27 protein-coding genes and 2 riboswitches are annotated in these 23,289 nt (G+C 65.6%); of the genes, 14 read left to right on the top strand and 13 right to left on the bottom strand.

The window, feature by feature from the left end; all coding sequences use genetic code 11:
- Nucleotides 1-112 precede the first annotated feature (112 nt).
- Nucleotides 113-604 carry a serine O-acetyltransferase gene (locus KB874_RS04470; RefSeq protein ID WP_212535359.1) on the top strand — a complete coding sequence of 164 codons (492 nt, stop codon included), beginning with the start codon at nucleotides 113-115 and terminating at the stop codon, nucleotides 602-604.
- On the opposite strand, the gene KB874_RS04465 is transcribed toward KB874_RS04470, so the two are convergent.
- Entirely contained in the window at nucleotides 605-2,260 is a 1,656-nt protein-coding gene (locus tag KB874_RS04465; protein WP_212535358.1) for a Y-family DNA polymerase, read from the bottom strand.
- A 274-nt stretch (nucleotides 2,261-2,534) separates the two neighbouring features.
- Here KB874_RS04465 and KB874_RS04460 point away from each other — a divergent pair, with 274 nt between their 5' ends.
- The 5 genes from KB874_RS04460 (at nucleotide 2,535) to KB874_RS04440 (ending at nucleotide 6,693) form a co-directional block, all read left to right on the top strand.
- Nucleotides 2,535-3,665, top strand: coding sequence for an S-(hydroxymethyl)glutathione dehydrogenase/class III alcohol dehydrogenase (locus KB874_RS04460; RefSeq protein ID WP_212535357.1), 1,131 nt, complete (start codon nucleotides 2,535-2,537; stop codon nucleotides 3,663-3,665).
- Between the two features lie 112 nt (nucleotides 3,666-3,777).
- On the top strand, nucleotides 3,778-4,539 hold the full coding sequence (locus KB874_RS04455) for a potassium channel family protein (RefSeq protein WP_212535356.1): 762 nt from the start codon (nucleotides 3,778-3,780) through the stop codon (nucleotides 4,537-4,539).
- 44 nt (nucleotides 4,540-4,583) lie between these two features.
- Nucleotides 4,584-5,018 carry a GNAT family N-acetyltransferase gene (locus KB874_RS04450; RefSeq protein ID WP_212535841.1) on the top strand — a complete coding sequence of 145 codons (435 nt, stop codon included), beginning with the start codon at nucleotides 4,584-4,586 and terminating at the stop codon, nucleotides 5,016-5,018.
- A gap of 55 nt (nucleotides 5,019-5,073) precedes the next feature.
- Nucleotides 5,074-5,778 (top strand): NYN domain-containing protein, encoded by a 705-nt coding sequence (locus tag KB874_RS04445; RefSeq protein WP_212535355.1) that lies wholly within the window; start codon nucleotides 5,074-5,076, stop codon nucleotides 5,776-5,778.
- A gap of 84 nt (nucleotides 5,779-5,862) precedes the next feature.
- Nucleotides 5,863-6,693 (top strand): cobalamin B12-binding domain-containing protein, encoded by an 831-nt coding sequence (locus KB874_RS04440; protein WP_212535354.1) that lies wholly within the window; start codon nucleotides 5,863-5,865, stop codon nucleotides 6,691-6,693.
- Here KB874_RS04440 and KB874_RS04435 read toward each other — a convergent pair.
- The 6 genes from KB874_RS04435 to KB874_RS04410 are packed head-to-tail and all read right to left on the bottom strand — an operon-like array spanning nucleotide 6,677 to nucleotide 10,689.
- Nucleotides 6,677-7,609 (bottom strand): AEC family transporter, encoded by a 933-nt coding sequence (locus KB874_RS04435; protein ID WP_212535353.1) that lies wholly within the window; start codon nucleotides 7,607-7,609, stop codon nucleotides 6,677-6,679. The genes KB874_RS04440 and KB874_RS04435 overlap by 17 nt on opposite strands.
- A 31-nt stretch (nucleotides 7,610-7,640) precedes the next feature.
- Nucleotides 7,641-8,564, bottom strand: a complete 924-nt coding sequence (locus KB874_RS04430) for an ornithine cyclodeaminase family protein (protein WP_212535352.1) — start codon at nucleotides 8,562-8,564, stop codon at nucleotides 7,641-7,643.
- Entirely contained in the window at nucleotides 8,561-9,016 is a 456-nt protein-coding gene (locus KB874_RS04425) for a YaiI/YqxD family protein (protein ID WP_212535351.1), read from the bottom strand. Before KB874_RS04425 ends, KB874_RS04430 begins: the two co-directional genes overlap by 4 nt.
- A complete protein-coding gene (fghA, locus tag KB874_RS04420) occupies nucleotides 9,013-9,843 on the bottom strand; it encodes an S-formylglutathione hydrolase (protein WP_212535350.1) in 831 nt (276 codons plus the stop codon). Before fghA ends, KB874_RS04425 begins: the two co-directional genes overlap by 4 nt.
- Nucleotides 9,844-9,862: 19 nt before the next feature.
- Nucleotides 9,863-10,477: a TetR/AcrR family transcriptional regulator gene (locus KB874_RS04415; protein WP_212535349.1), complete on the bottom strand. Its 615-nt coding sequence runs from the start codon at nucleotides 10,475-10,477 to the stop codon at nucleotides 9,863-9,865.
- Between the two features lie 44 nt (nucleotides 10,478-10,521).
- Nucleotides 10,522-10,689 carry a hypothetical protein gene (locus KB874_RS04410; protein WP_212535348.1) on the bottom strand — a complete coding sequence of 56 codons (168 nt, stop codon included), beginning with the start codon at nucleotides 10,687-10,689 and terminating at the stop codon, nucleotides 10,522-10,524.
- 148 nt (nucleotides 10,690-10,837) lie between these two features.
- On the opposite strand from KB874_RS04410, the gene mbfA reads away from it, so the two are divergent.
- Complete coding sequence (gene mbfA, locus KB874_RS04405) at nucleotides 10,838-11,812, top strand: iron exporter MbfA (RefSeq protein ID WP_212535347.1); 975 nt, start codon at nucleotides 10,838-10,840, stop codon at nucleotides 11,810-11,812.
- Nucleotides 11,813-11,884: 72 nt separating this feature from the next.
- On the opposite strand, the gene KB874_RS04400 is transcribed toward mbfA, so the two are convergent.
- Entirely contained in the window at nucleotides 11,885-12,454 is a 570-nt protein-coding gene (locus KB874_RS04400) for a gamma-glutamylcyclotransferase family protein (protein ID WP_212535346.1), read from the bottom strand.
- A gap of 95 nt (nucleotides 12,455-12,549) precedes the next feature.
- Between KB874_RS04400 and KB874_RS04395 the strand changes: the two genes are divergently transcribed.
- The 4 genes from KB874_RS04395 to gcvP all read left to right on the top strand — a co-directional run bounded on the left by KB874_RS04395 (nucleotide 12,550) and on the right by gcvP (nucleotide 17,738).
- The gene (locus KB874_RS04395) at nucleotides 12,550-13,041 is read left to right on the top strand and encodes an RrF2 family transcriptional regulator (RefSeq protein ID WP_212535840.1); all 492 of its coding nucleotides are present in this window, start codon (nucleotides 12,550-12,552) and stop codon (nucleotides 13,039-13,041) included.
- 7 nt (nucleotides 13,042-13,048) lie between these two features.
- Nucleotides 13,049-13,134: riboswitch (glycine riboswitch) on the top strand.
- Between the two features lie 4 nt (nucleotides 13,135-13,138).
- Nucleotides 13,139-13,202: riboswitch (glycine riboswitch) on the top strand.
- Between the two features lie 82 nt (nucleotides 13,203-13,284).
- Nucleotides 13,285-14,409, top strand: coding sequence for a glycine cleavage system aminomethyltransferase GcvT (gene gcvT, locus KB874_RS04390; protein WP_212535345.1), 1,125 nt, complete (start codon nucleotides 13,285-13,287; stop codon nucleotides 14,407-14,409).
- Nucleotides 14,410-14,424: 15 nt separating this feature from the next.
- Nucleotides 14,425-14,790, top strand: coding sequence for a glycine cleavage system protein GcvH (gene gcvH / locus KB874_RS04385; RefSeq protein WP_212535344.1), 366 nt, complete (start codon nucleotides 14,425-14,427; stop codon nucleotides 14,788-14,790).
- 98 nt (nucleotides 14,791-14,888) lie between these two features.
- Complete coding sequence (gene gcvP / locus KB874_RS04380; RefSeq protein ID WP_212535343.1) at nucleotides 14,889-17,738, top strand: aminomethyl-transferring glycine dehydrogenase; 2,850 nt, start codon at nucleotides 14,889-14,891, stop codon at nucleotides 17,736-17,738.
- A 43-nt stretch (nucleotides 17,739-17,781) separates the two neighbouring features.
- On the opposite strand, the gene KB874_RS04375 is transcribed toward gcvP, so the two are convergent.
- On the bottom strand, nucleotides 17,782-18,348 hold the full coding sequence (locus KB874_RS04375) for a carboxymuconolactone decarboxylase family protein (RefSeq protein WP_212535342.1): 567 nt from the start codon (nucleotides 18,346-18,348) through the stop codon (nucleotides 17,782-17,784).
- Nucleotides 18,349-18,456: 108 nt separating this feature from the next.
- Between KB874_RS04375 and KB874_RS04370 the strand changes: the two genes are divergently transcribed.
- Nucleotides 18,457-19,056, top strand: a complete 600-nt coding sequence (locus KB874_RS04370) for a TetR/AcrR family transcriptional regulator (RefSeq protein WP_212535341.1) — start codon at nucleotides 18,457-18,459, stop codon at nucleotides 19,054-19,056.
- A gap of 9 nt (nucleotides 19,057-19,065) precedes the next feature.
- Here KB874_RS04370 and KB874_RS04365 read toward each other — a convergent pair whose 3' ends face one another.
- From KB874_RS04365 to KB874_RS04355, 3 genes are all read right to left on the bottom strand, one after another.
- On the bottom strand, nucleotides 19,066-19,959 hold the full coding sequence (locus KB874_RS04365) for an inositol monophosphatase family protein (RefSeq protein ID WP_212535340.1): 894 nt from the start codon (nucleotides 19,957-19,959) through the stop codon (nucleotides 19,066-19,068).
- Between the two features lie 124 nt (nucleotides 19,960-20,083).
- Nucleotides 20,084-20,566 (bottom strand): fasciclin domain-containing protein, encoded by a 483-nt coding sequence (locus KB874_RS04360; protein WP_212535339.1) that lies wholly within the window; start codon nucleotides 20,564-20,566, stop codon nucleotides 20,084-20,086.
- A 206-nt stretch (nucleotides 20,567-20,772) separates the two neighbouring features.
- Nucleotides 20,773-21,210: a DUF302 domain-containing protein gene (locus tag KB874_RS04355; protein WP_212535338.1), complete on the bottom strand. Its 438-nt coding sequence runs from the start codon at nucleotides 21,208-21,210 to the stop codon at nucleotides 20,773-20,775.
- 216 nt (nucleotides 21,211-21,426) lie between these two features.
- On the opposite strand from KB874_RS04355, the gene msrP reads away from it, so the two are divergent.
- On the top strand, nucleotides 21,427-22,329 hold the full coding sequence (msrP, locus tag KB874_RS04350; RefSeq protein ID WP_212535337.1) for a protein-methionine-sulfoxide reductase catalytic subunit MsrP: 903 nt from the start codon (nucleotides 21,427-21,429) through the stop codon (nucleotides 22,327-22,329).
- A complete protein-coding gene (gene msrQ, locus KB874_RS04345) occupies nucleotides 22,329-22,937 on the top strand; it encodes a protein-methionine-sulfoxide reductase heme-binding subunit MsrQ (RefSeq protein ID WP_212535336.1) in 609 nt (202 codons plus the stop codon). The genes msrP and msrQ overlap by 1 nt, the downstream gene beginning before the upstream one ends.
- Before the next feature lie 113 nt (nucleotides 22,938-23,050).
- Here msrQ and KB874_RS04340 read toward each other — a convergent pair.
- Nucleotides 23,051-23,289, bottom strand: a 239-nt coding sequence (locus KB874_RS04340) for a hypothetical protein (protein WP_212535335.1), incomplete at its 5' end; no start/stop codon positions are given.

Below are 23,289 nucleotides of genomic sequence, written 5' to 3'. Positions count from 1 at the left end.
CCTGCGATCGAGTCAAGCGCTGCGGCTGGTTGATAGCGGTCAAGTGTTGCCATACCGTCAAACCGCGCGGATTTCTTGGCGCTATTGGGGCGTTTCGCGGGCGGGTGGCGGCATGGAGCAACAGGGCATCTCGGCGACCGAGCCGGATTGGTCGCGCGAGGCGATCCGCCGCTTCTGGGATCCGGGGCAGAAACTGCTGCGCGCGGTGCGCCGATACCAGGCTGCGCGGGCGCGGGGCGGGCCGGTGGCGAGGCTCGTGTCGAGATACTGGGCGCTGAACCACCTGTTCTGGTCCACGATCTGCCAGTCGGAAATCCACCTGACCTGCCAGATCGGTGGCGGGCTGCGGCTGACCCATCCGACGGGCATCATCATCCATCCCGATGCGCGTATCGGGCCGAACTGCATGATCTTCCACCAGGTGACGCTGGCCGGGCCTGTGGTGTTGGGCGGGCATGTGGACGTGGGCGCCGGGGCCAAGCTGATCGGGCCGCTGACGGTTGGCGATCACGCGGTGGTCGGGGCCAACGCCGTGGTCACGCGCGACGTGCCGGCGGGCGCGACGGTGGCGGGTGTGCCGGCGCGGATCATCCGGCAGGGATAGTCAGGCAAAGGCGCCCTGGCAGAACCAGCCCGAACTCATGGTTCCTCCATGGGCGTAGAACAGCCAGAGCCGCTCGCCCCGGTCGGTTTCCACCCGCCAGTAGTCGCGCGGGCCGGACCGCCAGGCGGGCTCGTCCAGCCACCATTCCGGCGTGATCCGTTCCGGCCCGGTCGCGGCCAGCCGGGCAAAGACCCGCCCGCGCCAGCGGAACCGTTCCGGCGGGCGCGGATCGTCGGGGGCATGCACCGGTTCCGGCGGCCACAGCAGCAGCGGGCGGGGAACGGGAGGCGCGGGCCAGTCGCGCGCCGGTTCCGACCAGGCGGCGGCCAGCACCTGCGCGGTCTTTTCCGGGATGTGGCTCGAGGCGGGGTGACGGCGCGTGACCGCCTCGGGGCCCAGCCGCGCGCCGATCCGGCCGATCAGATCCTCGAGCGCGGCGCTGCCCTGCTGACGGGCCATGCCCCGCGCGGCGGCCTCGGCATGGCCTGCCATCGCGCGGGTGTGGACGGGTTCGTGCGCAATCGCCTCCAGCCGCAGCATGTCGATGCCCGGCCCGGCCTCCAGCACATCCAGCTTGATCGTCAGCAGCGGCAGCAGGCGGTGCGGGTCGGCATGGGCGGTGGCGGCGGTAACACTCAGCCAGCGCATCTCGTGGTCGCAGCGATGCGCCTCGAGCCGCAGGGTCCGCGCGCCGCGCCCCTTGTCCTTCAGCGTCGCGCAAAGCCGCTGCACCATGCGTTCCAGCGCGGCGGTCACGTCCTCGGCCAGGCCGATCGGGTCGGGAAAGGACAGGCGCACGGCAAAGCGATCCGGCGGTCTGGCCGGAGAGACGGGTTCGGGCGCGCTGCCGGTCGCCTGGTCCAGCCGGTCGACCAGCCCGCGCCCGAACCGCCGCGCCAGTCCCGCGCGCGGCTGGCCCAGCAGATCGCCCACCCGCCGCAGGCCCAGGCGTTTTAGCTGTTCCTGCGTGTCGGTATCGATCCGAAGGCTGGCGACAGGCAGCGGGGACAGCGCGCTCCAGCTCTGCCCCGGCGCGGCGATACGCCCGCTGTCCGAGACGGACGCCGCCCGTGGCGGAGTGGTGCCGCCCCTTTCCCAATGTCTGCGTTTGCCCGCCTTGGCGCGGGTCGCGTGCGCCTCCTGCTCGATCGCGTCGCCGCTGCGGTGGCTCTGCATCTCGGCCCCGGCGAAACGCGCCAGCGCCCAGGCCGCGCCCAGCGTGTCGGCCAGGCCCACGCGCACGCTCAGCCCCAGGTCGGCGCAATCCTGCGCGACCTGGTCGGCCAACGGTTCCTCGCCGCCAAAGAGATGCGCGCAGCCGGTCAGGTCGATCACCAGCGCATCGGGCGGCTCCGACGCGACCCAGGGAGAGTACTTGCCCGCCCAGCGGTGCAGCGCGCCGAGGAACGCGGCCTCGCGATGCGGGATGGCGGGACGCGTCACCAGGTCGGCGCACATCGCATGCGCATCGCGCAGCGGCTGGCCCCGGTGCAGCCCGGCTCGCGACGCCTCTGCCGAGAGCGAGGCCAGAACCTGCGCGCCGCCGTGAACGGCCACGGTGGCAAAGGGCCGTTCGGCAAGCCAGGGCTCGGCTCGGATCAGCCGTTCGGCGCCAAGGCGCGGAAACCAGAGCGAGAGGATACGGCGGTTGGGCATGGAGTCGGCGGCAGCGTTTGTTCCACCTTTGTTCTAGTCCTGACCAAGGCCGGAGTCGAGTCCGCCCTCTGCTTCTTCTGGCCGAAAATTTCCCGGTGTGGTGAGCGCCGGTCCGCGAAGCGACGGGCTTGCCAGTGGCAGGACCGAGCCGTGAACGGGCGGTGCCCTCACGGGCAGCCGACCGGGGCAGAGCCCCCACCTGTCCTTGCCGCCTTGCGATGCATGACCGAATGACGCAAGGTCCGGTGAAATATTTCGCACGGGAGAGACGGACATGCGGACACGGGCTGCGGTGGCGCTGGAGGCGGGAAAGCCTCTGGAAATCATGGAAGTGAACCTGGATGGCCCCAAGGCGGGCGAGGTCCTGGTCGAGATCAAGGCGACGGGCATCTGCCACACCGACGAGTTCACCCTGTCGGGTGCCGACCCCGAGGGGCTCTTCCCCTCGATCCTCGGGCATGAGGGCGCGGGCGTCGTGCTCGAAGTGGGCGAGGGCGTGACCACGCTGAAGCCGGGCGATCATGTCATCCCGCTTTACACGCCGGAATGCCGCCAGTGCCCGTCATGCCTGTCGGGCAAGACCAACCTCTGCACCGCGATCCGCAACACCCAAGGGCAGGGCCTGATGCCCGACGGCACGACGCGGTTCAGCATGCTGGATGGCACGCCAATCTATCACTACATGGGCTGCTCGACCTTTGCCAACCACACGGTGCTGCCGGAAATCGCGCTGGCCAAGGTGCGGCCCGACGCGCCCTTCGAGAAGATCTGCTATATCGGCTGCGGCGTCACCACGGGCATCGGCTCGGTGATCAATACGGCCGGGGTCGAGATCGGGTCCACGGCGGCTGTCTTTGGCCTGGGCGGGATCGGGCTGAACGTGATCCAGGGCCTGCGCATGGCGGGCGCGGACATGATCATCGGTGTCGACCTGAACGACGCCAAGGAAGAGATGGCGCGCAAGTTCGGCATGACGCATTTCATCAACCCGTCGAAGATCGAAGGGTCGGTGGTGCAGGAGATCGTCAACCTGACCAAGACGGAAAAGGACCAGATCGGCGGGGTGGATTACTCGTTCGACGCCACCGGCAACGTCAAGGTGATGCGCGACGCGTTGGAATGCTCGCATCGCGGCTGGGGCGTGTCGGTCATCATCGGCGTGGCGCCGGCGGGGGCGGAGATCAGCACCCGGCCCTTCCAGCTTGTGACGGGCCGAGTCTGGAAGGGCACGGCCTTCGGCGGGGCCAAGGGCCGCACGGACGTGCCGAAATTCGTCGACTGGTACATGAACGGCAAGATCGAGATCGACCCGATGATCACCCACACCATGCCGCTCGAGGATATCAACAAGGCCTTCGACCTGATGCACGCGGGTGAGTCGATCCGGTCGGTGGTGATCTACTGACACCGGGACATGTCGAACCGCGCATGACGGAACATTGCGCGGATCGCGGCGGGGGCTCTGGCCCTCGCCGTTTCTTGTTGCTTATTGCAGGCAGCAGAAGGAGGACGCGGCGATGAAGGACAGCATCCGCGCGCTCTACGCGGGGGACAGCGACGAGGCGCACCGCTTTCGCTATGCGCTGCTGGTCTTCGACGTGGTCACGATCCTGTTCGTGATCGCCACCTCTTTCACCCATCACGGCCCGGTGGTCGAGGCGATCGACGTCGCCTTCGGCGTGGTGATCCTGGCGGATTTCGCTGCGCGGGTCTGGGTATCGACCAACCGGTTGCACCTGTTTACCCGGTTGACCACGCTGGCCGACATCATCGCGCTGGTGTCGTTCCTCGCGCCGCTGGCGGGCGAGGGGCTGGGCTTTCTGCGGGTGATGCGGACGCTGCGGCTGCTGCACACCTACCAATTGTCGCAGCGCCTGAAGGAGGATTTCCCCTATTTTCGCCGCAACGAGGACGTGGTCAAGGCAACGCTGAACCTGTTCGTCTTCATCTTCATCATGACGGGCATCATCTATGCCACGCAGTATCCGAGCAATCCGCAGATCCGGAACTATGCCGACGCGCTGTATTTCACCATCACGGCGCTGACGACGACCGGGTTCGGCGACATCACCCTGCCGGGCACTGTGGGGCGGCTGATCTCTGTCGTGGTGATGATCGCGGGTGTCACGCTGTTCCTGCGGCTGGTGCAGGTGCTGTTCCGGCCGAACAAGGTGCGGCAGGAATGCCAGACCTGCGGGCTGGTGTTGCACGACGCCGACGCGGTGCATTGCAAGCATTGCGGCGCCACCATGCATATCGAGACGGAGGGTATGACGTGATCCTTCGCGAGGCGCGCGACGCAGACCGCGCCGCCATCTGGGCGATGCTCGAGCCGGTCTTTCGCGCCGGCGACACCTATGCCATCGACCCGGACATCTCGAGCGACGCGGCACTGGCCTACTGGTTCGGACCCGAGCGCCGGGTCTTCGTCGCCGAGGAGGACGGGCAGGTGCTGGGCACCTATTACATCGTCCGCAACCAGAAGGGCGGCGGCAGCCATGTTTGTAACTGCGGCTATGTCACGTCGGCGGCGGCGCAGGGACGCGGCGTGGCGCGGGCGATGCTGGCGCATTCGTTGGAGATCGCGCCGGGGCTGGGCTTTGCCGCGATGCAATACAATTTCGTCGTCTCGACCAACCGGCGGGCGATCGAGACATGGCAACGCGCGGGGTTCGAGATCGTCGGACGCCTGCCCGGAGCGTTCCGCCACCCCGAACAGGGGTTCGTCGATGCGCTGGTGATGTATCGGTGGCTTTAGGCGGGGTGGGCTGCAACGTATTGCGCCGGTCTGCGATCGCGTCCAATGTGCCGCCATGACAGACACAACACTTCTCGCCGTCCTGATCGACGCCGACAACACATCCCCGAAATACACTCAGGCGATCTTCGACGAGATCGCCAGCCTTGGCGAGGCCAGCGTGCGCCGCTGCTATGGCGATTTCTCCAGCCAGCAGATGGCGGGCTGGAACAAGGTGCAGGCCGAATTCGGCCTGGTGCCGCACCACTCGCCCGCCAACACGGTGGGCAAGAACGCCAGCGACATCGCCCTGGTGATCGACGCGATGGACCTGATGCATACTGGCCGGTTCGACGGTTTTGTGCTGGTCAGTTCCGACAGCGATTTCACCCGCCTCGCCAGCCGCATCCGCGAGCAGGGGCTGGAGGTCTACGGCATGGGCATGCAGAAGACGCCCGATGCCTTCCGCAAGGCCTGCAAGCGGTTCATCTTCCTGGAAAACCTCGACGGCGCACCGGAACGGGCCGAGGGGCGCAAGCCCAAGGCCACCGGCGACCTGACCGAGGCGCGCGACCTGATCTTCAAGGCGATGGATTCCATCGAGCAAGACGACGAATGGTATGCGCTGGGCCCGCTGGGCCAGTTCATCACCGCCTCCAACCCCGATTTCGACACCCGCACCTACGGCAAGCGCAAGCTGTCCGACCTGGTGGCCGAACTGAAGGTCTTCGAGACGCGGCGCGGCGCGGGCAACCAGATGCTCGTGCGTCGGGTGGACTGAGGTGGAACGAAAGGCCGATTGACTTCCGGCGACAGTCTGCACAGGTTTGTCCTGCGAGGGGTCGCACGGCTGAAAGGCCAAACCATGATCGATATGCCGATTCCGTTGCGTGCCATCGACAGTGATGCGCATGGACAGGCCCGGCCCGGACTGCCCGAGGCCGCCCTTGTTATCCTGGCGCAGGAGGTCATCCTGCGTCTTGCGCGATGGGCGGCCGAAACGGCGCCCCAGCGGAAGATCATCGTCCCACCGCGGGTCGAACCCGATATAGATTCGTTGTGCGCGGCGCTGACCGGCCTCGAGTCGATGGCGGCGAGCCGGCACATCATGGCGGCCCATCGCGAGGGTGCGACCCACGAGGAACTGTGCCTGTATCATATCGGCGCGGCGGCGACGCGGCTGGGCGAATTGTGGGAAGAGGACCGGATCAGCCTGCGCGACATGGCGCTTGCGGCGGGCCGGATGCTGAACCTGCTGCGCGACCTGCGCGCGCTTGCCCCACCGTTCGAGCCGCGCGGCTCGCGCTGCGCGCTTTTCGCGACCGTTCCGGGCGAGACCCATGTCCTGGGCGTGACCATGGCCGCCGACATCTTTCGCGACCACGGCTGGGACGTCGATCTGCGCCTCGAGCGCAGCGAGCGCGAGTTGAGCGAGATCGTCCGCAAGGGCGCCTATCCCATCGTTGGACTATCCGCGTCCAGCGTTGAACGGGTGCGGGCGCTGGCACGGGTCATCCTCGAGTTGCGCATCGTCGCACCAAAGATCCTGATCTTTGTCAGCGGCTACATCGCCAAGCTGGAACCCGACATCGCGATTCGTGTCGGCGCCGACGGCGCGGCCTGGAAGATGGACGATTGCGAGGCCGAGATGGAGCGCCTGCACGCCATGCTGCCCGGCATCATGGTCCGGGGCTGACCAGCGCGATCACGACGCTGACCGTCAGGATCGAGGCCGCGGTCGAAATCAGGATCGACGCCGACACGCGCTGTGGCGCTATGCCGTAATGCTGCGCCAGCATGAAGACATTGCCCGCGACGGGCAGCGCCGCCGCCGACACGGCGACAGCGGCCTTGTAGGGATCGGTGGGAAACAGCAGGAATGCGCCCAGCGCCACGAAGACCGGGTGCAGCACCAGCTTGCAGAACGAAAGCCAGGCTGCGACCTCGACCCGCTCGGCCGACTTGCTGGCCAGCGAGGCGCCGATGGCGAACAGTGCGCCGGGGGTGGCCGCATTGCCGAGGATCGTGACGAACTCGTTCATGACCGGGTGCAGGCCCGTGCCCAAACCGGCGACAATCAGGCCAAGGCTGATCGACACGATCATCGGGTTCTTCAGCAGGCCCAGCGCGGCCTTCTTGACGACCGCAAGGCCGCCTTCGCCGCCGCGCGACCCGGTGACGAGAATCGTCAGCGCCGAGGAGAACACCATCAGGTCGATGGCCAGAATCAGGATGATCGGGCCAACCGCCTCTTGTCCCAGCAGCACGGCCAGCATCGGCACACCCAGAAAGCCCGTGTTGCCGATCGCCGCGCATTGCGCCTCGATCGCGGCAGTCGGCGTGTCCATGCCGCGCAGGAATGCCACCGCCATGCCGATGCCGTAGACGAACGCGGTGCCCCAGAGATAGGCCATGGCCAGCCGCGCATCGAAGATCTCGGCAAAGGACAGGTTGGCCGAAAACCGGAACAGCATCGCCGAGAGGGCGAAGTAGAAGATGAACTTGGTCAGGTAGGCGGTGGCTTCCTCGGTGAAGAACCGCGTGCGGCCCGCGCCATAGCCCAGCCCGATCAGGGCAAAGAAGGGCACGGTCTTGAGGAAGATCTCCAGCATGGCATGCTGCTTAGCACGGGGCGCGGCGGCGTCAATCGCGCGCCGGCTCGCCGCCTTGCCACCGGTCGAGGATGAATCGCGCCGTCATCAGGTCCAGATGCGCGCCGCCGCCGTTCTTGAACAGCGTGATCTCTTGGTCCGTCTCGCGGCGGAACAGGTCCGGCTCATAGTAATCTGCGATCACGTCCTCGCGCCGGATGGTGCCTATCTCCAGCGGGATCTTCAACTCACCGATATGGCCGAGCGTGGTGGCATAGCTGTCGACAAAGACACGCGACCGGATCAGGGCGTCGTCGTCCGCCTCGCGCATGTCCGGGCGGTAGGCGCCGATCAGGTCCAGATGCGTGCCGGGTTGCAGCCACTCGCCATGAATGACGGGATCGGTGGACATGGTCGCGCAGGTTACGATGTCGGCGCCTGCCACCGCTTCGGCCAGGTCGGGGGCAAAGTCTATGCCGCGCTCATCGGCAAAGGCGCGGGCCTTGTCGGGGCTGCGGTTCCAGACGGCGAACCCTGCCTGCGGGAAGGCGGCGGAATAGGCCTGGTGCAACGAGGCCGCGACCGTGCCCGCGCCCACGATCAGGATGCGGCGGCTGTCGGGTCGGGCGAGACGGCGCGCCGCCAGCAGGCTGTCGCCGGCGGTCTTCCACTTGGTGACAAGGTGGAAATCCACGATGGCGGTCAGCCCGCCCGTCGCGTCGTCGAACAGGTTCACCGCGCCGCCGACCATCGGCAGGCCCTTGTCCGGGTTGCGCGGGAAAACCGTCGCGGCCTTGACCGCGATGCCCAAGCCGTCGATCCAGGCAGAGCGGTTCAGCAGCGTGTCGGGGTCGCGATACAGGAACACGTCGGCGATCTCGGCCCGTGGCAGGCGGTGCCCGGCGGCGAGTGCCTCGGTCAGGCCCAGCCAGTCGAGATTGCGCTCTCCGTCCTCGAAGGAAATCATCGTGGTCATGTCCGGGCCTCTTGTTGAGCCTTGCGCACGGCGCGTTCCAGCGCGTCGAGAAAGCGGCTGCGATCCGCCTTGGAAAACGCCCGCCCACCACCCTGCCGGAATGGATCGGAGGCGCGCAGATCGGCCATCAGGTCGCGCATCGCCAGTTGCTGTCCGATATTGCGTACGTCCAGCGTGGATCCGTCGTGCCGCAGCACCTGCGCGCCAGCCTCGACGCAGCGGGCGGCCAGCGGCATGTCGGCGGTCACCACCACGTCACCCTTGCTGGCGCGGTCGGCAATCCACTGGTCGGCGACATCCGGCCCTTCGGGCACGATCACCGTATCCACCAGCGGGTTGCGCGACGGCCGCAGCCCGCCATTCGATACCAGCGCCAGCCGCAGTCCGTGCCGCGTGGCGACGCGCTCGGCCTCGTCCTTGACGGGGCAGGCATCGGCATCGACATAGATCACGCGAACAGCGCCTCTGCGTGGAAGGCTACGTGGTCCTCCATGAAGGTCGAGACGAAGAAATAGCTGTGGTCATAGCCCTTCTGCATGCGGAAGGCGCCGTCCTGGCGGCGTTCGGCCATTGCCTGCGCCAGCGCCTCGGGCTTCAGGAGATGCAGGAACTGGTCGCTGGCGCCCTGGTCGATCAGGATCGGCCCGTCGAATCCGTGTTCGTGCATCAGCAGGGTGGAATCGTGGCGTGTCCATGCATCGTGGTCGCTGCCGAGATAGGCGTCGAGTTGCTTGCGGCCCCAGTCCGACTCGGTCGGATGCGCGATGGGCGCGAATGCCGATACGCTGCGGAACCGGCCCGGCAAGGTCATCGCCAGGGTCAGCGCGCCATGCCCGCCCATGGAATGGCCGGTGATCGCCTGGCGGTCCATGTCCAGCGGGAAATGCGCGCCCAGCAGGACGGGTAATTCGTTCGCGATGTAGTCATACATACGGAAATGCGGCGCCCAGGGCGACTGCGTGGCGTCGACGTAGAAACCCGCGCCCTGGCCCAGGTCATAGGCTTCGTCATTCGCCACGCCCTCGCCCCGTGGCGAGGTGTCGGGAAAAACCAGCGCGATCCCGGCCTCGGCGGCCCAACCCTGCGCTGCCGCCTTGGTCATTGCGTTCTCATGCGTGCAGGTCAGGCCCGACAGGTACCACAGCAGCGGAACGGGGCCGGTGTCCGCCTCGGGGGGCAGGAACAGGCCAAAGGTCATGTCGCAGGAACAGGCGTTCGAGGCGTGCGTGTAGACGCCCTGCACACCGCCAAAGCACCGGTTTTCCGATTTTGTCTGCATCCGCCGCGCTCCTTCCGTGTCAGGCGCCATACCGTGCCATGAAGGTCTCGACGGCGCCATCCACGATCCGGTCGATTTCTGCCTCGGTAAAGCGGGTCTTCAGGCCGAAGATCAGCTTTGGCCAGAGATCGGCCTTGCACAGTTCGGCGAACTGGTCGGCGGCCAGCGCCATGTCGTCGATCCGCAACTCGCCCCGCGCGACGGCCGCGGTCAGGTAGCTGGTCAGCGCCCGTCGCATGACCATCGGGCCGCTTTCGTAGAAATTGCGCCCGAGTTCCGGAAAGCGGTCGGATTCGGCCACGCACATGCGGAATATGCGCTGGCCCATGTCTGAAAAGATGAACCCGAGAAAGGTATGCGCCACACGCGTCAGGGCTTCGCGCGGGGGGCGCGTCAGGTCGAAGCTGGCCAACGCCTCGTCCGCCTGGTGCTGGCACTGGGCGCGCGCGACCTCCATAAACAGCAGGCGCTTGTCCGGGAAATAGCTGTAGAGCGTCGCCTTGGACACGCCGGCCTGACGCGCGATGTCGTCGACGCTTGCGCCCTCGAAGCCGTCGCGAAGAAAGACCTCGCGGGCGCCGTCCAGCACCTGGTCGAATTTCCGCCCCTTGCGGACCAGCGCCTCTGCCGTCATGCCATGCCTCTCGTATCCCCGAAAGGCACTATAAACCGGTCGGTTCAGTTCCGGCAAGCCGCCGTGGGCAAACAGCCCTGTGTCGAGATGTCGGGGGCGGGCAGAGTCACCGGATCGGGAAAGGTCAGGTCGGGCAGGCCCCAGCCGGGAACGCCGGCCATCGACGCGGTGGCGGACAGCGTGATGGTGATGGCGAGAATGACGGATTTCATGGGTTTCTCCTGCTGAACCGTTTCGTTCATTTAACTAAACCGGTCAGTTTAGATTCTCAAGCCAATACTGAACCGATCGGTTCAAATTTGCCGGTTGCACCCGGCATTGGAGGCACTAAATTAGAATTGTTCTAAAAACGAGGCCGGTATGCGCTTTTTCACTCAACGCCGTCACTTCAACGACCTGACAGAGCAGGAGGTGCTTGCGCTGGCGATTTCGTCCGAAGAGGACGACGCCCGTATCTATCGCAGTTACGCCGAACGCCTGCGGGCCGAGTTTCCCGACACGGCGAAAGTCTTCGACGGCATGGCAGCCGAGGAGGATACCCATCGCAAGGCGCTGATCTCGCTCCACCGCAAGCGGTTCGGCGAGGTGATTCCGCTGATCCGGCGCGAGCATGTGGCGGGCTACTATGCCCGCCGGCCGGTTTGGCTGGTCGAGAACCTGTCGCTGGAGCGCATCCGTTCCGAGGCGGCGGCGATGGAGAGCGATGCCGAGCATTTCTACCTGGAGGCGGCCAAGCGCACGACCGACGCGGACACGCGAAAGCTGCTGGGTGACCTGGCGGCGGCCGAGGCCGGGCACCAGTATTCGGCGGAAAAGCTGGAACGGGCGCATCTGGGCGACGCCACGCGCGAGGTCGAGAACGACAAGGCGCATCGCCAATTCGTGCTCACCTGGGTGCAGCCGGGTCTGGCAGGGCTGATGGACGGCTCTGTATCGACCCTGGCGCCGATCTTTGCCGTCGCCTTTGCGACGCAGAACACCTGGACGACCTTTCTGGTCGGCATGGCGGCCTCGGTCGGCGCCGGCATCTCGATGGGCTTTACCGAGGCGGCGTCGGACGACGGGCAACTTTCAGGCCGCGGCTCGCCGGTCAAGCGTGGCATCTCGGCGGGCGTGATGACCACAATCGGCGGCCTTGGCCATGCGCTGCCTTACCTGATTCCGCATTTCTGGACCGCCACGATCATCGCCATGGTCGTCGTCTTCGTGGAACTCTGGGCCATCGCGTGGATCCAGAACCGCTACATGGAGACGCCGTTCCTGCGCGCCGCCTTCCAAGTGGTGCTGGGCGGGGCGCTGGTCTTTGCCGCCGGTGCGCTGATCGGCAGCGGTTGAGGCCAAAGGGGGCTTTGCCCCCGTGGTTTTGCAGTCCCGCCAAGGTGTTTGGGCCCACCGAAGCCTGCGGGCTCAGGCTTCGGTAAAGAGACGGCAGCCCAGGCGGGAAAGGCCGTGATCCACCACGACGCGTTCGGCATCGGTCAGGCGCTGGGCGCGGGGATAGCGCGGCGCGGCGCGGTCATTCAGGATCGGCGCCTCCCATCCGGTGGTCGTGGCGAAGAAATGCGCCGCGCCCTCGGATCCGTATTCGGTCAGGTAGCCCTGGACCACCACGTCGATATAGGACAGCAGCACAGGGTGGTCCGGGCTGGGCGGCAGTCGGTTTTCCGGGGCGATCTCGTAGATCGCGATGGTCTGCGCATCGGTTGCCTCATGCTCGATCCGGTCCGTGGCAGTCAGCCGCTCGTAGGCCGCCTCGCGCAAGTCAAGCGTGGCCCACCCCTCGGGGGGGACAGGGGCGATCAGCCCGTCGATGGCGCAATCCGGGTCTGGAACTGCCGTCAGGTAGGCAACGCGGCGCTGGGCCGTGGCGATCCACGCCCGGCGCCAGCCCGAGGCCCGCGCGCGATGCGCCGGGGCATAGCCATGCGTCAGCCGGTTCACCAGGGAACCGTATCCGAAGAAGAAAGCCTGTGTCATTCGCCCTGATCTGCACAGGGATTGATGTATGTCAAATCCATCTTGCACTGGTCTGCTATGAATTATGGGTCATACCGATAGCGGGAGTGCGTCCGGTGCGTGTCACGAAACGAACCAACATCGCCATGCGGGTGCTGATGTTCTGCGCCGCCAACATGGGTCGTCTGGTCACCAAGGCGGAGATTGCCAAGGCGTGCAATGCCTCGGAGAATCATCTGGCCCAGGTCATCAACCAATTGGCGCAGTTGGGTTTCCTGCATACGCAGCGCGGCCGGAACGGCGGGCTCGAACTGGCGCGGCCTGCCAAGCAGATCGTCATCGGCGAGGTGTTCCGCGCTTTGGAACAGCCGGTGCCCATCGCCGAGTGCTTTGCCGATGTGGACAACACCTGCCCGCTGACAGAGGCATGCCGCCTGCGCACTGCGCTGGACGATGCAGCGAACGCCTTTTACGCGACGCTGGACCCGATCACGCTGGATGCGCTGATCTGCGACAATGCGCCTTTGCTTGAAATCCTTGTGCCGCAAGGGGGCTGCAAGGGGCCGTTGCGAAAAAGCACCGTTGCGGCCGCCGAAACCATCGTTTAATCGACGGCCATTCATGACGGGAGAACCGGTTCATCCGGTGCCGAAGGCGCAACCGCCCCGGAAACGCTCAGGCCAAAGGACCGACATGGAACACGAACTCTGGAGAGAGGCGCAGGACTGCGTCCGCCGAAGGGATAGCGATCTCAGGCGAAGGGACAGAGGGGGCATTCGCCGGTGCGGCTTGACGCGCCATGAATGCCCGCACCATGCTTGCCTTGGTCGGGATCACTGACCGGAGGGCGCATGGCCGAGGACAATCTGAAATCGACGGTGCTGAACGCGCTGCACCGCGAGCTGGGCGCCCGGATGGTGCCGTTCGCAGGGTATGACATGCCTGTGCAGTATGGCCTTGGCGTGCTCAAGGAGCACCTGCATTGCCGCGACCATGCCGGGCTGTTCGATGTCAGCCACATGGGACAGGTGATCCTGCGCGGGCCGGACGTGGCGCTGGCGCTCGAATCGCTGGTGCCGGTGGACGTGGCGGGGCTGGCCGAGGGGCGGCAACGTTATGCATTTTTCACCAATGACGCGGGCGGGATCGAGGACGATCTGATGATCGCCAACCGCGGCGATCACCTGTTCGTCGTGGTCAACGCCGCCTGCAAGGATGCCGACCTGGCGCGCATGAAGACAGTGCTGGAGCCTCGGGGCGTTTCGGTCGAGATGCTGGAGGACCGCGCGCTGCTGGCCCTGCAGGGGCCCGAGGCAGAGGCCGTGCTGGCCGCGCTGGCGCCGGATGTGGCAGAGATGCGCTTCATGGACGTGGCGACCGTCATGATCGAAGGGGTCGAGGTCTGGGTCTCGCGCTCGGGCTACACTGGCGAGGATGGCTTCGAGATCTCGGTGCCGGAGACGGCGGCCGAGGCGCTGGCGCGGCGGTTGCTGGCGGACGCGCGGGTCGAATTCATCGGGCTGGGCGCGCGTGACAGCCTGCGGCTGGAAGGCGGGCTGTGCCTGTATGGCCATGACATCGACACCGGGACGACGCCGGTCGAGGCGCGGCTGACCTGGGCGATCCAGAAGGTGCGTCGTGCGGGTGGCGCGCGGGAGGGCGGCTTTCCGGGTGCCGAGCGCATCCTGGCCGAGCTGGAAACGGGTGCAGCGCGTGCCCGGGTCGGCCTGTCGCCCGAAGGGCGCGCGCCGATGCGCGAGGGCGTGCCGCTGTTTGCCGCAGAGACGGGCGGCGACCCGGTGGGGCAGATCACCTCGGGCGGGTTCGGCCCCAGCGTGAATGCGCCGGTGGCGATGGGCTATGTGCCGACGGACCTTTCCGCGACAGGCACGCGGCTTTGGGGTGAGGTGCGGGGGAAGCGGTTGCCGGTGAAAGTGGCGGCGCTGCCCTTCCTGCCTGCGGGATTCAAACGGTGAAACAGGGAGAAACAGATGAAATTCACCGAAGAACATGAATGGCTGGACGTGGATGACGAGGGCATCGTCACCGTGGGCATCACTGCCCACGCGGCCGAGCAGTTGGGCGACGTGGTGTTCGTCGAACTGCCCGAGGTCGGCACCGAGGTCAGCAAGGACGACGAGATCGTCGTGATCGAATCGGTCAAGGCCGCGTCCGACATCCTCGCGCCGCTGGATGGCGAGATCGTCGAGGTGAACGACGCCATCGTCGACGAGCCGGGCAAGGTGAACGAGGATCCCGAGGGGGATGCCTGGTTCTTCAAGATGAAGGTCGAGGACCTGTCGGCATTGGACGACTACATGGACGAGAAGGCCTACAAGGATTTCATCGGGGACTGAGAGGGGGCTCTGCCCCCGTCGCCCGTTCCGGGCGACTCCCCCGCGGTATTTGGAAACCAGAGAAGAGGGGCGCGGCGCGCGCCGGAAGGGTTCTTGCGATGACCTATGAACCGATCGATTACCTGCCTTACGATTTCGCCAACCGGCGGCATATCGGACCTTCGCCCGCCGAGATGGCCGACATGTTCGAGACGCTGGGCGTGGCGGGGCTGGATGCGCTGATCGATGAGACCGTGCCCAAGGCGATCCGGCAGGATTTCCGGCTGGATTTCGGCAAGCCCCTGTCCGAGCGCGAATTGTTGCAGCGGATGCGTGTCGTGGCGGCGCAGAACACGGTCCTCACCTCGCTGATCGGGATGGGTTATCACGGCACGGTCACGCCGCCGGCGATCCAGCGCAACATCCTCGAGAACCCGGCCTGGTATACCGCCTATACGCCCTATCAGCCGGAAATCAGCCAGGGCCGGCTCGAGGCGCTTCTGAACTACCAGACGATGATCTGCGACCTGACCGGCCTCGAGGTGGCGAATGCCTCGTTGCTGGACGAGGCGACCGCCTGCGCCGAGGCGATGACCATGGCGCAACGCGTGGCCAAATCGAAGGCCAAGGCGTTCTTTGTAGACGAGAACTGTCATCCGCAGAACATCGCCGTGGTGCGCACGCGGGCCGAGCCGCTGGGCATCGACGTGCATGTGGGCAATCCCGACGAAATGGATGCCAGCCTCTATTTCGGGGCGCTGTTCCAATATCCGGGCACGCATGGACACCTGCGCGACTTCACCCGCCAGATGCAGGCCCTGCACACGGTGAAGGCCGTTGGAATCGTCAGCGCCGACCCGATGGCGCTGTGCCTGCTGAAAGAGCCGGCGGCGATGGGGGCGGATATCGCGGTTGGCAACACGCAGCGATTTGGCGTGCCGCTGGGCTATGGTGGGCCGCATGCCGCCTACATGGCCTGCCGGGATGAATTCAAGCGCGCCATGCCGGGCCGGATCGTGGGCATATCCATCGACAGCCACGGCAACCGCGCCTATCGCCTGTCGCTCCAGACGCGCGAGCAACATATCCGCCGCGAGAAGGCCACGAGCAATGTCTGCACGGCGCAGGCCCTTCTGGCGGTCATGGCGGGATTCTACGCCGTGTTCCACGGACCCAAGGGGCTGCGCGCCATCGCGCAGCGCATCCACCGCAAGACGGTGCGGCTGGCCAAGGGACTGGAGGCGGCTGGGTTCCGGGTGGAGCCCAAGCATTTCTTTGACACGATCACCGTAGATGTTGGCCTGTTGCAGCGCGGTGTCCTGCAGGCGGCCGTGCAGCAGGGAATCAACCTGCGCCGGGTTGGCCGGACCAAGGTGGGCATCACGCTGGACGAGCGCACCACCCCCGAGGTGATCGAGGCGGTCTGGCGCGCCTTTGGCCTGGTCCGCGAGGACAAGGACCTGACGCCGGAGTATCGCCTGCCCGACGCGCTGATCCGGCAGTCGAATTACCTGCAGCACGACGTGTTCCACATGAACCGGGCCGAGACCGAGATGATGCGTTACATGCGCCGTCTCGCCGACCGCGACCTGGCGCTGGACCGGGCGATGATCCCGCTGGGCTCCTGCACGATGAAGCTGAACGCGGCGGCCGAGATGATGCCGATCAGCTGGGCCGAATTCTCGCAGATGCATCCGTATGTTCCGGCCGATCAGGCGCGGGGCTACCGGACGTTGATCGACGACCTGTCGGCCAAGCTGTGCACGATCACCGGCTATGACGCGTTTTCCATGCAGCCGAATTCCGGCGCTCAGGGCGAATATGCCGGGCTGCTGACGATCCGCGACTGGCAGAAGGCGCGGGGCGAGGGGCATCGCGATGTCTGCCTGATCCCGGTCAACGCGCATGGCACCAACCCCGCCAGCGCCCACATGGTCGGCTGGGAGGTGGTGGCGGTCGGCTGCGACGATCACGGCAGTATCGACCTGGCCGATTTCCGCGCCAAGGCCGAAAAGTTCTCGGACCGGCTGGCGGCCTGCATGATCACCTATCCCAGCACGCATGGCGTGTTCGAGGAGACGGTGAAGGAGGTCTGCGCCATCACGCATGAACACGGCGGGCAGGTCTATATCGACGGGGCGAACATGAACGCGATGGTGGGCCTGTCGCGGCCCGGCGACCTCGGCGGCGATGTGAGCCACCTCAACCTGCACAAGACCTTCTGCATCCCGCATGGCGGCGGCGGCCCCGGCATGGGGCCGATCGGTGTCAAGGAACACCTGATCCCGCATCTGCCGGGCGATCCGCTGACGGCCAAGGGGCCGGGGCCTGTGTCGGCCGCGGCCTTCGGGTCGCCGTCGCTGCTGCCGATTTCATGGGCCTATGTTCTGATGATGGGCGGCGAGGGGCTGACGCAGGCGACGCGGGTCGCGATCCTGAACGCCAACTACATCGCCAAGCGGTTGGAGGGCGCCTATGAGGTGCTCTATCGCGGCGCGACCGGGCGGGTGGCGCATGAATGCATCCTCGACACGCGGCCGTTCGAGAAATCGGCGGGCGTCACGGTCGAGGATATCGCCAAGCGGCTGATGGATTGCGGGTTCCACGCGCCGACGATGAGCTGGCCCGTGGCCGGCACCCTGATGATCGAGCCGACCGAGTCCGAGACCAAGGCCGAGCTGGACCGGTTCTGCGACGCGATGCTGGCGATCCGCGAGGAAATCCGCGCCATCGAGGACGGCCGGATGGATCACGAGGTGAACCCGCTGAAACTTGCCCCGCATACGATGGAGGACCTCGTGAAGGACTGGGACCGCCCCTACACGCGTGAGCAAGGTTGTTTCCCGCCGGGTGCCTTCCGCGTGGACAAGTACTGGCCCCCGGTCAACCGCGTCGACAACGTCTATGGCGACCGGCATCTGGTTTGCACCTGCCCGCCGATGAGCGAGATCGCCCAGGCGGCGGAATGAGGACAAGCCCCGGCCGGGTCGACCGGTCGGGGCTTTCTCCTGGTCAGGCGGCCTTGGGCACCTTGGACCATGCAAACGCCTGCATCGGGGCGTCCACCGGGGTCTGCGCCAAGTGGTTGGTGTAGTTCGAGATCACCTTTTGCGCGACGCCGAGGATCACCTCGAGGATCTGGCGCTGGGTGAACCCGGCCCGGATGAAGGCCTGCACCTGATCGTCCGTTACGTTGCCGCGCTGGCGCACGACATGCAGGGTGAAGTCGCGCAGCGCCTCGAGCCGGGCATTCGGCAACGGTGTCTCGTCGCGCAGCGCAGCGCTGATTGCGTCGTCCACCTTCATCTTCTTGGCGATGCCCGTATGGGCGGGCACGCAGTAATGGCATTCGTGCTCGACGTTGATGGTCTGCCAGACCACCGTCAGCTCATCCTTGTCAAAGCTGGTCTCGGTCGCAAAGATCCCGTGCAGCTGCTTGTAGCCTTTCAGGGCGGCGGGCGACTCGGCCAACACGCCGTGCAGGCCCGGCAGGCGGCCAAAGCTTTTCAGCGAATCTTCCAGCAGCGGGCGGCTGGCCTCGGGCGCGGTTTCCAGCGTGTGCGGGGTAAAGAGGGACATGACGGTTCCTTTCTTGAATGATCGTTCAACAATTTCGTTCCTACCTTTACTTGAGCGATCACTCAAGATACATTTTGAGCGTTCACTCAAAAATGAGCGAGGTAGGAGATGGGCAGGCAGGCCGGATACGATCGCGGCAAGGTGCTGGCGCAGGCGCAGGCGCTTTTCTGGAGCAAGGGGTTCCTTGGCACCTCGTTGAAGGATCTCGAGACCGCGCTGGACATGCGGCCAGGCTCGATCTACGCGGCTTTCGGGTCGAAAGAGGCGCTGTTCGCCGAGGCACTGAAATCCTATGCGCAGCATTCGCGCGAGGCGTTCCGCCAGACGGTGGCACAGGCGGGGTCGCCGCTGGCCGGGCTGGCGGCGCATGTGCGGGCGCTGGGCTGCGTCGCGGACAACCGTCCGCCCTCGCAGGCCTGCATGCTGGTCAAGACGATGCTGGAAACGCCGCCCGACAATGCCGATCTGCTGGGCCTGACTGAAACCCTGATCCAGTCGATGGAGGCGGCCTTTGCAGAGATGTTCCGGCAGGCCATTCAGACCGGAGAGTTGCCGCAGACCGCCGATCCAGACCGCCTTGCAAGCCGGTTGCAGGCCGAGATCTTCGGCCTGCGCACCTATGCGCAGCGCAAAGGGTCGGATGCCCGGGTGGCGCAGATGGCCGAGGACATTGCCCGAGACATCGAGGCGCTGCGCGTCGCCGCCTGATCCGCGCCGTCAGCCCGCGGGTGTTTCAACCTGTTCAGGGGATTCCACCAGAAAGTCAAACACGTCGCGCACCCGGCCCCAGGTCGCCGCGTCGCTGGCGGCCAGCAAGTAGCCTTCGGTCAGGTCTGCGCGATACTCCGTGCCGTCCAGCAGTGCCACATGCCCGCCCGCCTGTCTCGAGATCAGCACGCCGGCGGGATGGTCCCAGGCGGTCAGTTTCGCGAACAACACGAAATCCAGCTGGCCCTGTGCCAGCATACGGTATTCGTGGCAGGCGCAGCGCATCATCACTGTCCGTTGAAAACGCGGCATCTGCGCGGCGATGCGCGCCTGCTTGTCCCTCGGCGCAAGGTACAGCGGCACAGAGCCGACGAGATCCTCGACCGGGCCGCCGCCGGAAACCCGGACGGGGCGCGCGATGCGCCGCTTGTTCAGCATCTGGGCGGGGTTTTCGGTGTCGGCCCAGATCGCGTCATCCATGACGGGATCGTAGAGCAGGCCATAGACCGGCACGCCAAAGCGCAGGATGGACACCATGACCCCGAACAGGGTCAGCCCCTTGGCGTAGTTCCAGGTGCCGTCCACCGGATCCACGGTAAAACACAGTTCCGCCTCGGCGATCTTGTTCAGGATGTCGGGCCGGGCGGTGGCGTTCTCCTCGCCCACGATCAGTGCATGGGGGAACATGGCCTGCAGGCCACGGGCGATCATCGCCTCGGCGGCGTGGTCGGCCTCGGTCACCAGGTCCTGCGGGCCGGTCTTTTCATCGATCTGATGGCTGTCTAGCTGGCGAAAGCGCGGCAGGATCTCAGCACGTGCGGCGCGTCGCACCAGCGACAGGATTTGAGTGCGCTGGGCGCGGCTCAGCGGGGCGGTGACGGGGATGGGCAGGGAATCGGTCATGGCGGTCCTCCGGGGCAGGTGCCTGCGAGGTGACAGCCGAACCGGTGCGGATCAAGGGGCAGCCCATGCGGCCGATTCCCGCGCCAGGGGTGCGAGGGGCCCGAAGGCCCCCCGCGAAACAGGATCAACCCTCGGGGAGGATGACCTTATCGATGACGTGGATCACGCCATTCGAAGCTTCGATGTCAGCCGACACGACGATCGCGTCGTTGATCATTACGCCATTGTCGAGGTCGACGGTGATGTTGCCGCCCTGAACGGTTGCGGCAGTCATGCCGTCGCTGAGGTCGGTCGACATCACCTTGCCGGCCACCACGTGGTAGGTCAGGATCGCAACCAGCTGGTCCTTGTTCTCGGGCAGCAGCAGGTTTGCCACGGTGCCCTCGGGCAGAGCGGCGAATGCTTCATCCGTCGGTGCGAAGACGGTGAACGGGCCTTCGCCCTTCAGCGTGTCGACCAGGTCGGCCGCGGTCACGGCAGCGACGAGGGTCTCGAAGGTGCCCGCGCCCACGGCGGTGTCGACGATGTCCATCGAGTGGCCGCCGGCAAAGGCGGGGGTCGAAAGGACGGTGGCAGTGGTCAGTGCCATGAAAGTTCTGCGGAACATGAGATATCCTCCTGAATTGTTCCGATGCGTTTTCGAAGCATCGTAACCATTACGCCGGAGGTAAGCATTTGGTTCATATGCGGATTTCCGCCGGTCGGGCTTGACCGGCGGCTTGGCGCACCTATGCCGGGCCTTTTGATGCTTTCCAGTTAAATCTTTGTGATCCGCCGTCAGCAGAGCGTGAGAAAAATCCGAGTTCAGCGGGCTCAGTCCAGCCCGATCGCGGCCTTGGCGATGCCGTCCAGAAGCGCCTCGATCTCTTTCATCGGGCCTTCGGGCAAGCTGCGGAAACCGATCACCGTCACGTCGGGGCGGCTGGGCTGCACCATGACGAAGATGTCGTAGGGGCAAAAGACGATGTTCATCGGGTCCACCTCCATCACCTTGCGCGACAGCGCGGCAGAGCAGAAGCTGAACACGTCCGCCTGTTCGAACAGCACCACGTCCGAGCCGACATCGACGCGGGTGCGTTCCAGCATCTCGCCGGTATGGCTGACACTGTCGATCACCAGTCCACGGTCGAGGATCGCGGATTCCAAGCCGAACACAACGTCGTCGAAACTCTGGTCTGTCTCATAGGTCACGGCGTCCTGCGCGAGGGCGGGGGCGGCCAGCATGGCCAGAACGGCAATCAGGTTTTTCATCGCGTCCTCCTTTTGCGGCCGGTCGGGGCCGCCATGTCTCCTGGATGGCCCATACTAACGGCGGCTGCCGCTCCTGCCTTGAGGTAAATCAACACATTCTCAAGGGGGAATGTCGATTGCCGGGATGTTTCAGGCGCGCCACGACACTGTGAGACAGCTTTTGTTGGCGCAAGGATCGCCTGCTTCTATCTTGCATCGAAACAAGAGAGGTGACGAATGGCGCATCGCTGGACCAACGACCTGACCTATGACGACATCACGCCCCGGGCTGCATACCTGAACCGCCGCCAGATTTTGGCGGCGATGGGGGGCACGGCACTTGTGGGCCTCGCCGGGGCAGGGGAGGCGCAGGAAGCGCTGGAACCGAACGGCTGGGACGAGATCACCTCTTACTGCAACTACTATGAGTTCGGCACGAACAAGGACGATCCCTCGCGCTATGCCGGTCAGCTGACGACCGATCCCTGGTCGGTGACGATCGACGGCTTGGTCGAGCGGCCCGGCGAGTATTCGTTCGCCGACATCATAGCGAAGATGACCATCGAGGAGCGCATCTACCGCTTCCGCTGCGTCGAGGCCTGGTCGATGGTCGTGCCGTGGAACGGGTTCGAACTGGCCGACCTGCTGGACCTCGCGGGTGTGACATCCGATGCGCGGTATGTGGCCTTTGAGACGGCGTATCGCCCCGAAGAGATGCCGGGCCTCCGCTTTCCGGTGATCGACTGGCCCTATGTCGAGGGGCTGAGGCTGGACGAGGCGCTGCATCCGCTGACCATCATGGCGACCGGGATCCATGGTCGCCCGATCCCGAACCAGAACGGCGCGCCGCTGCGGCTGGTCGTGCCTTGGAAGTACGGGTTCAAGTCGATCAAGTCCGTCGTGCGGATCACCCTGACCGACAAGGAACCGCCGACCGCCTGGAACAAGGCGAACCCGCGCGAATACGGCTTCTACTCGAACGTGAACCCTACGGTGGACCATCCCCGCTGGAGCCAGGCCAGCGAACGGCGCATCGGCGCGGGCCTGTTCGCGCGCCGTGAACCCACGTTGATGTTCAACGGCTACGAGGCCGAGGTGGCCAGCCTTTACGAAGGCATGGACCTGCGCGCCAACTTCTGATGCTGGTCGACCGCCTCAACTCCACGGCCCGGCGCGTTCCAACATGGATCGTCTATGCCGGGCTGTCGCTGCCGGCGCCCTGGCTGTTCTGGCAGGGTTTGACCGGCGGGTTGGGAGTGGAGCCAATCAAGGCGCTGGAGCATGAGTACGGGCTCCTGGCGCTGCAACTGCTGATCGCCGGCCTGTGCGTGACGCCGCTGCGGCGCTTCGCAGGGGTGAACCTGCTTCGGTTCCGGCGCGGATTGGGCCTGATGGCCTTCTTCTATCTGTGCTGTCACCTGCTGGTCTGGCTGGTGCTCGACGTGCAGATCCTGGCCCAGGTCTGGGCCGACATCCTGAAACGTCCCTATATCACGGTGGGCATGGCGGGCTTCCTGCTGCTGGTGCCGCTGGCGTTGACATCGACCGACCGGGCGATCCGTCGGATGGGGATGCGCTGGCGGCAGTTGCACTGGCTTGTCTACCCGGCCGTGCTGCTGGGTGGGCTGCATTTCGTGATGCTGCGCAAGGGCTGGCAGCTGGAGCCTCTGGTCTACCTCGGGCTGGTCGCGATTTTGCTGCTGCTGCGACTCGCGCCACGCCGAAAGCGAGTCGCGGCGCACGCCTGATCCTAAAGCGAACGCGAGTGGCCCTCTGATTCAGGGTGATTCACGGGTTGCAGGGCGCCTGATTTCCAAAAGTTGCGCAAAGCGATGCCGAAAACGCGCCCAACCTTCCCGGTTCACCCAGCGTCAGCTTGCCCGATCCGCGCGGCTGACGACATATTTTTCCGGACGATCAAAAAAATAGTATAATAAAAACAATTAGATGATAGAAAAATGACGGCTCCATGCGTTTTCCCTGTAAAAAGCACTTGCGGGTGTTTGGAGTGAACCGTAAATAGCCCCTCACCGGCGGCGCTGAGGCGCACGACGGGGCGCCAGCGGGGCGGCGACGGACGGATCGGAAGATTGGTTGGTT

This window comes from Thetidibacter halocola (assembly GCF_018224955.1).
In the GTDB taxonomy this organism is placed as follows: domain Bacteria; phylum Pseudomonadota; class Alphaproteobacteria; order Rhodobacterales; family Rhodobacteraceae; genus Thetidibacter; species Thetidibacter halocola.
Note: the sequence above shows the minus strand (reverse complement) of the source record. Positions and strands in the feature narration are given on the sequence as shown.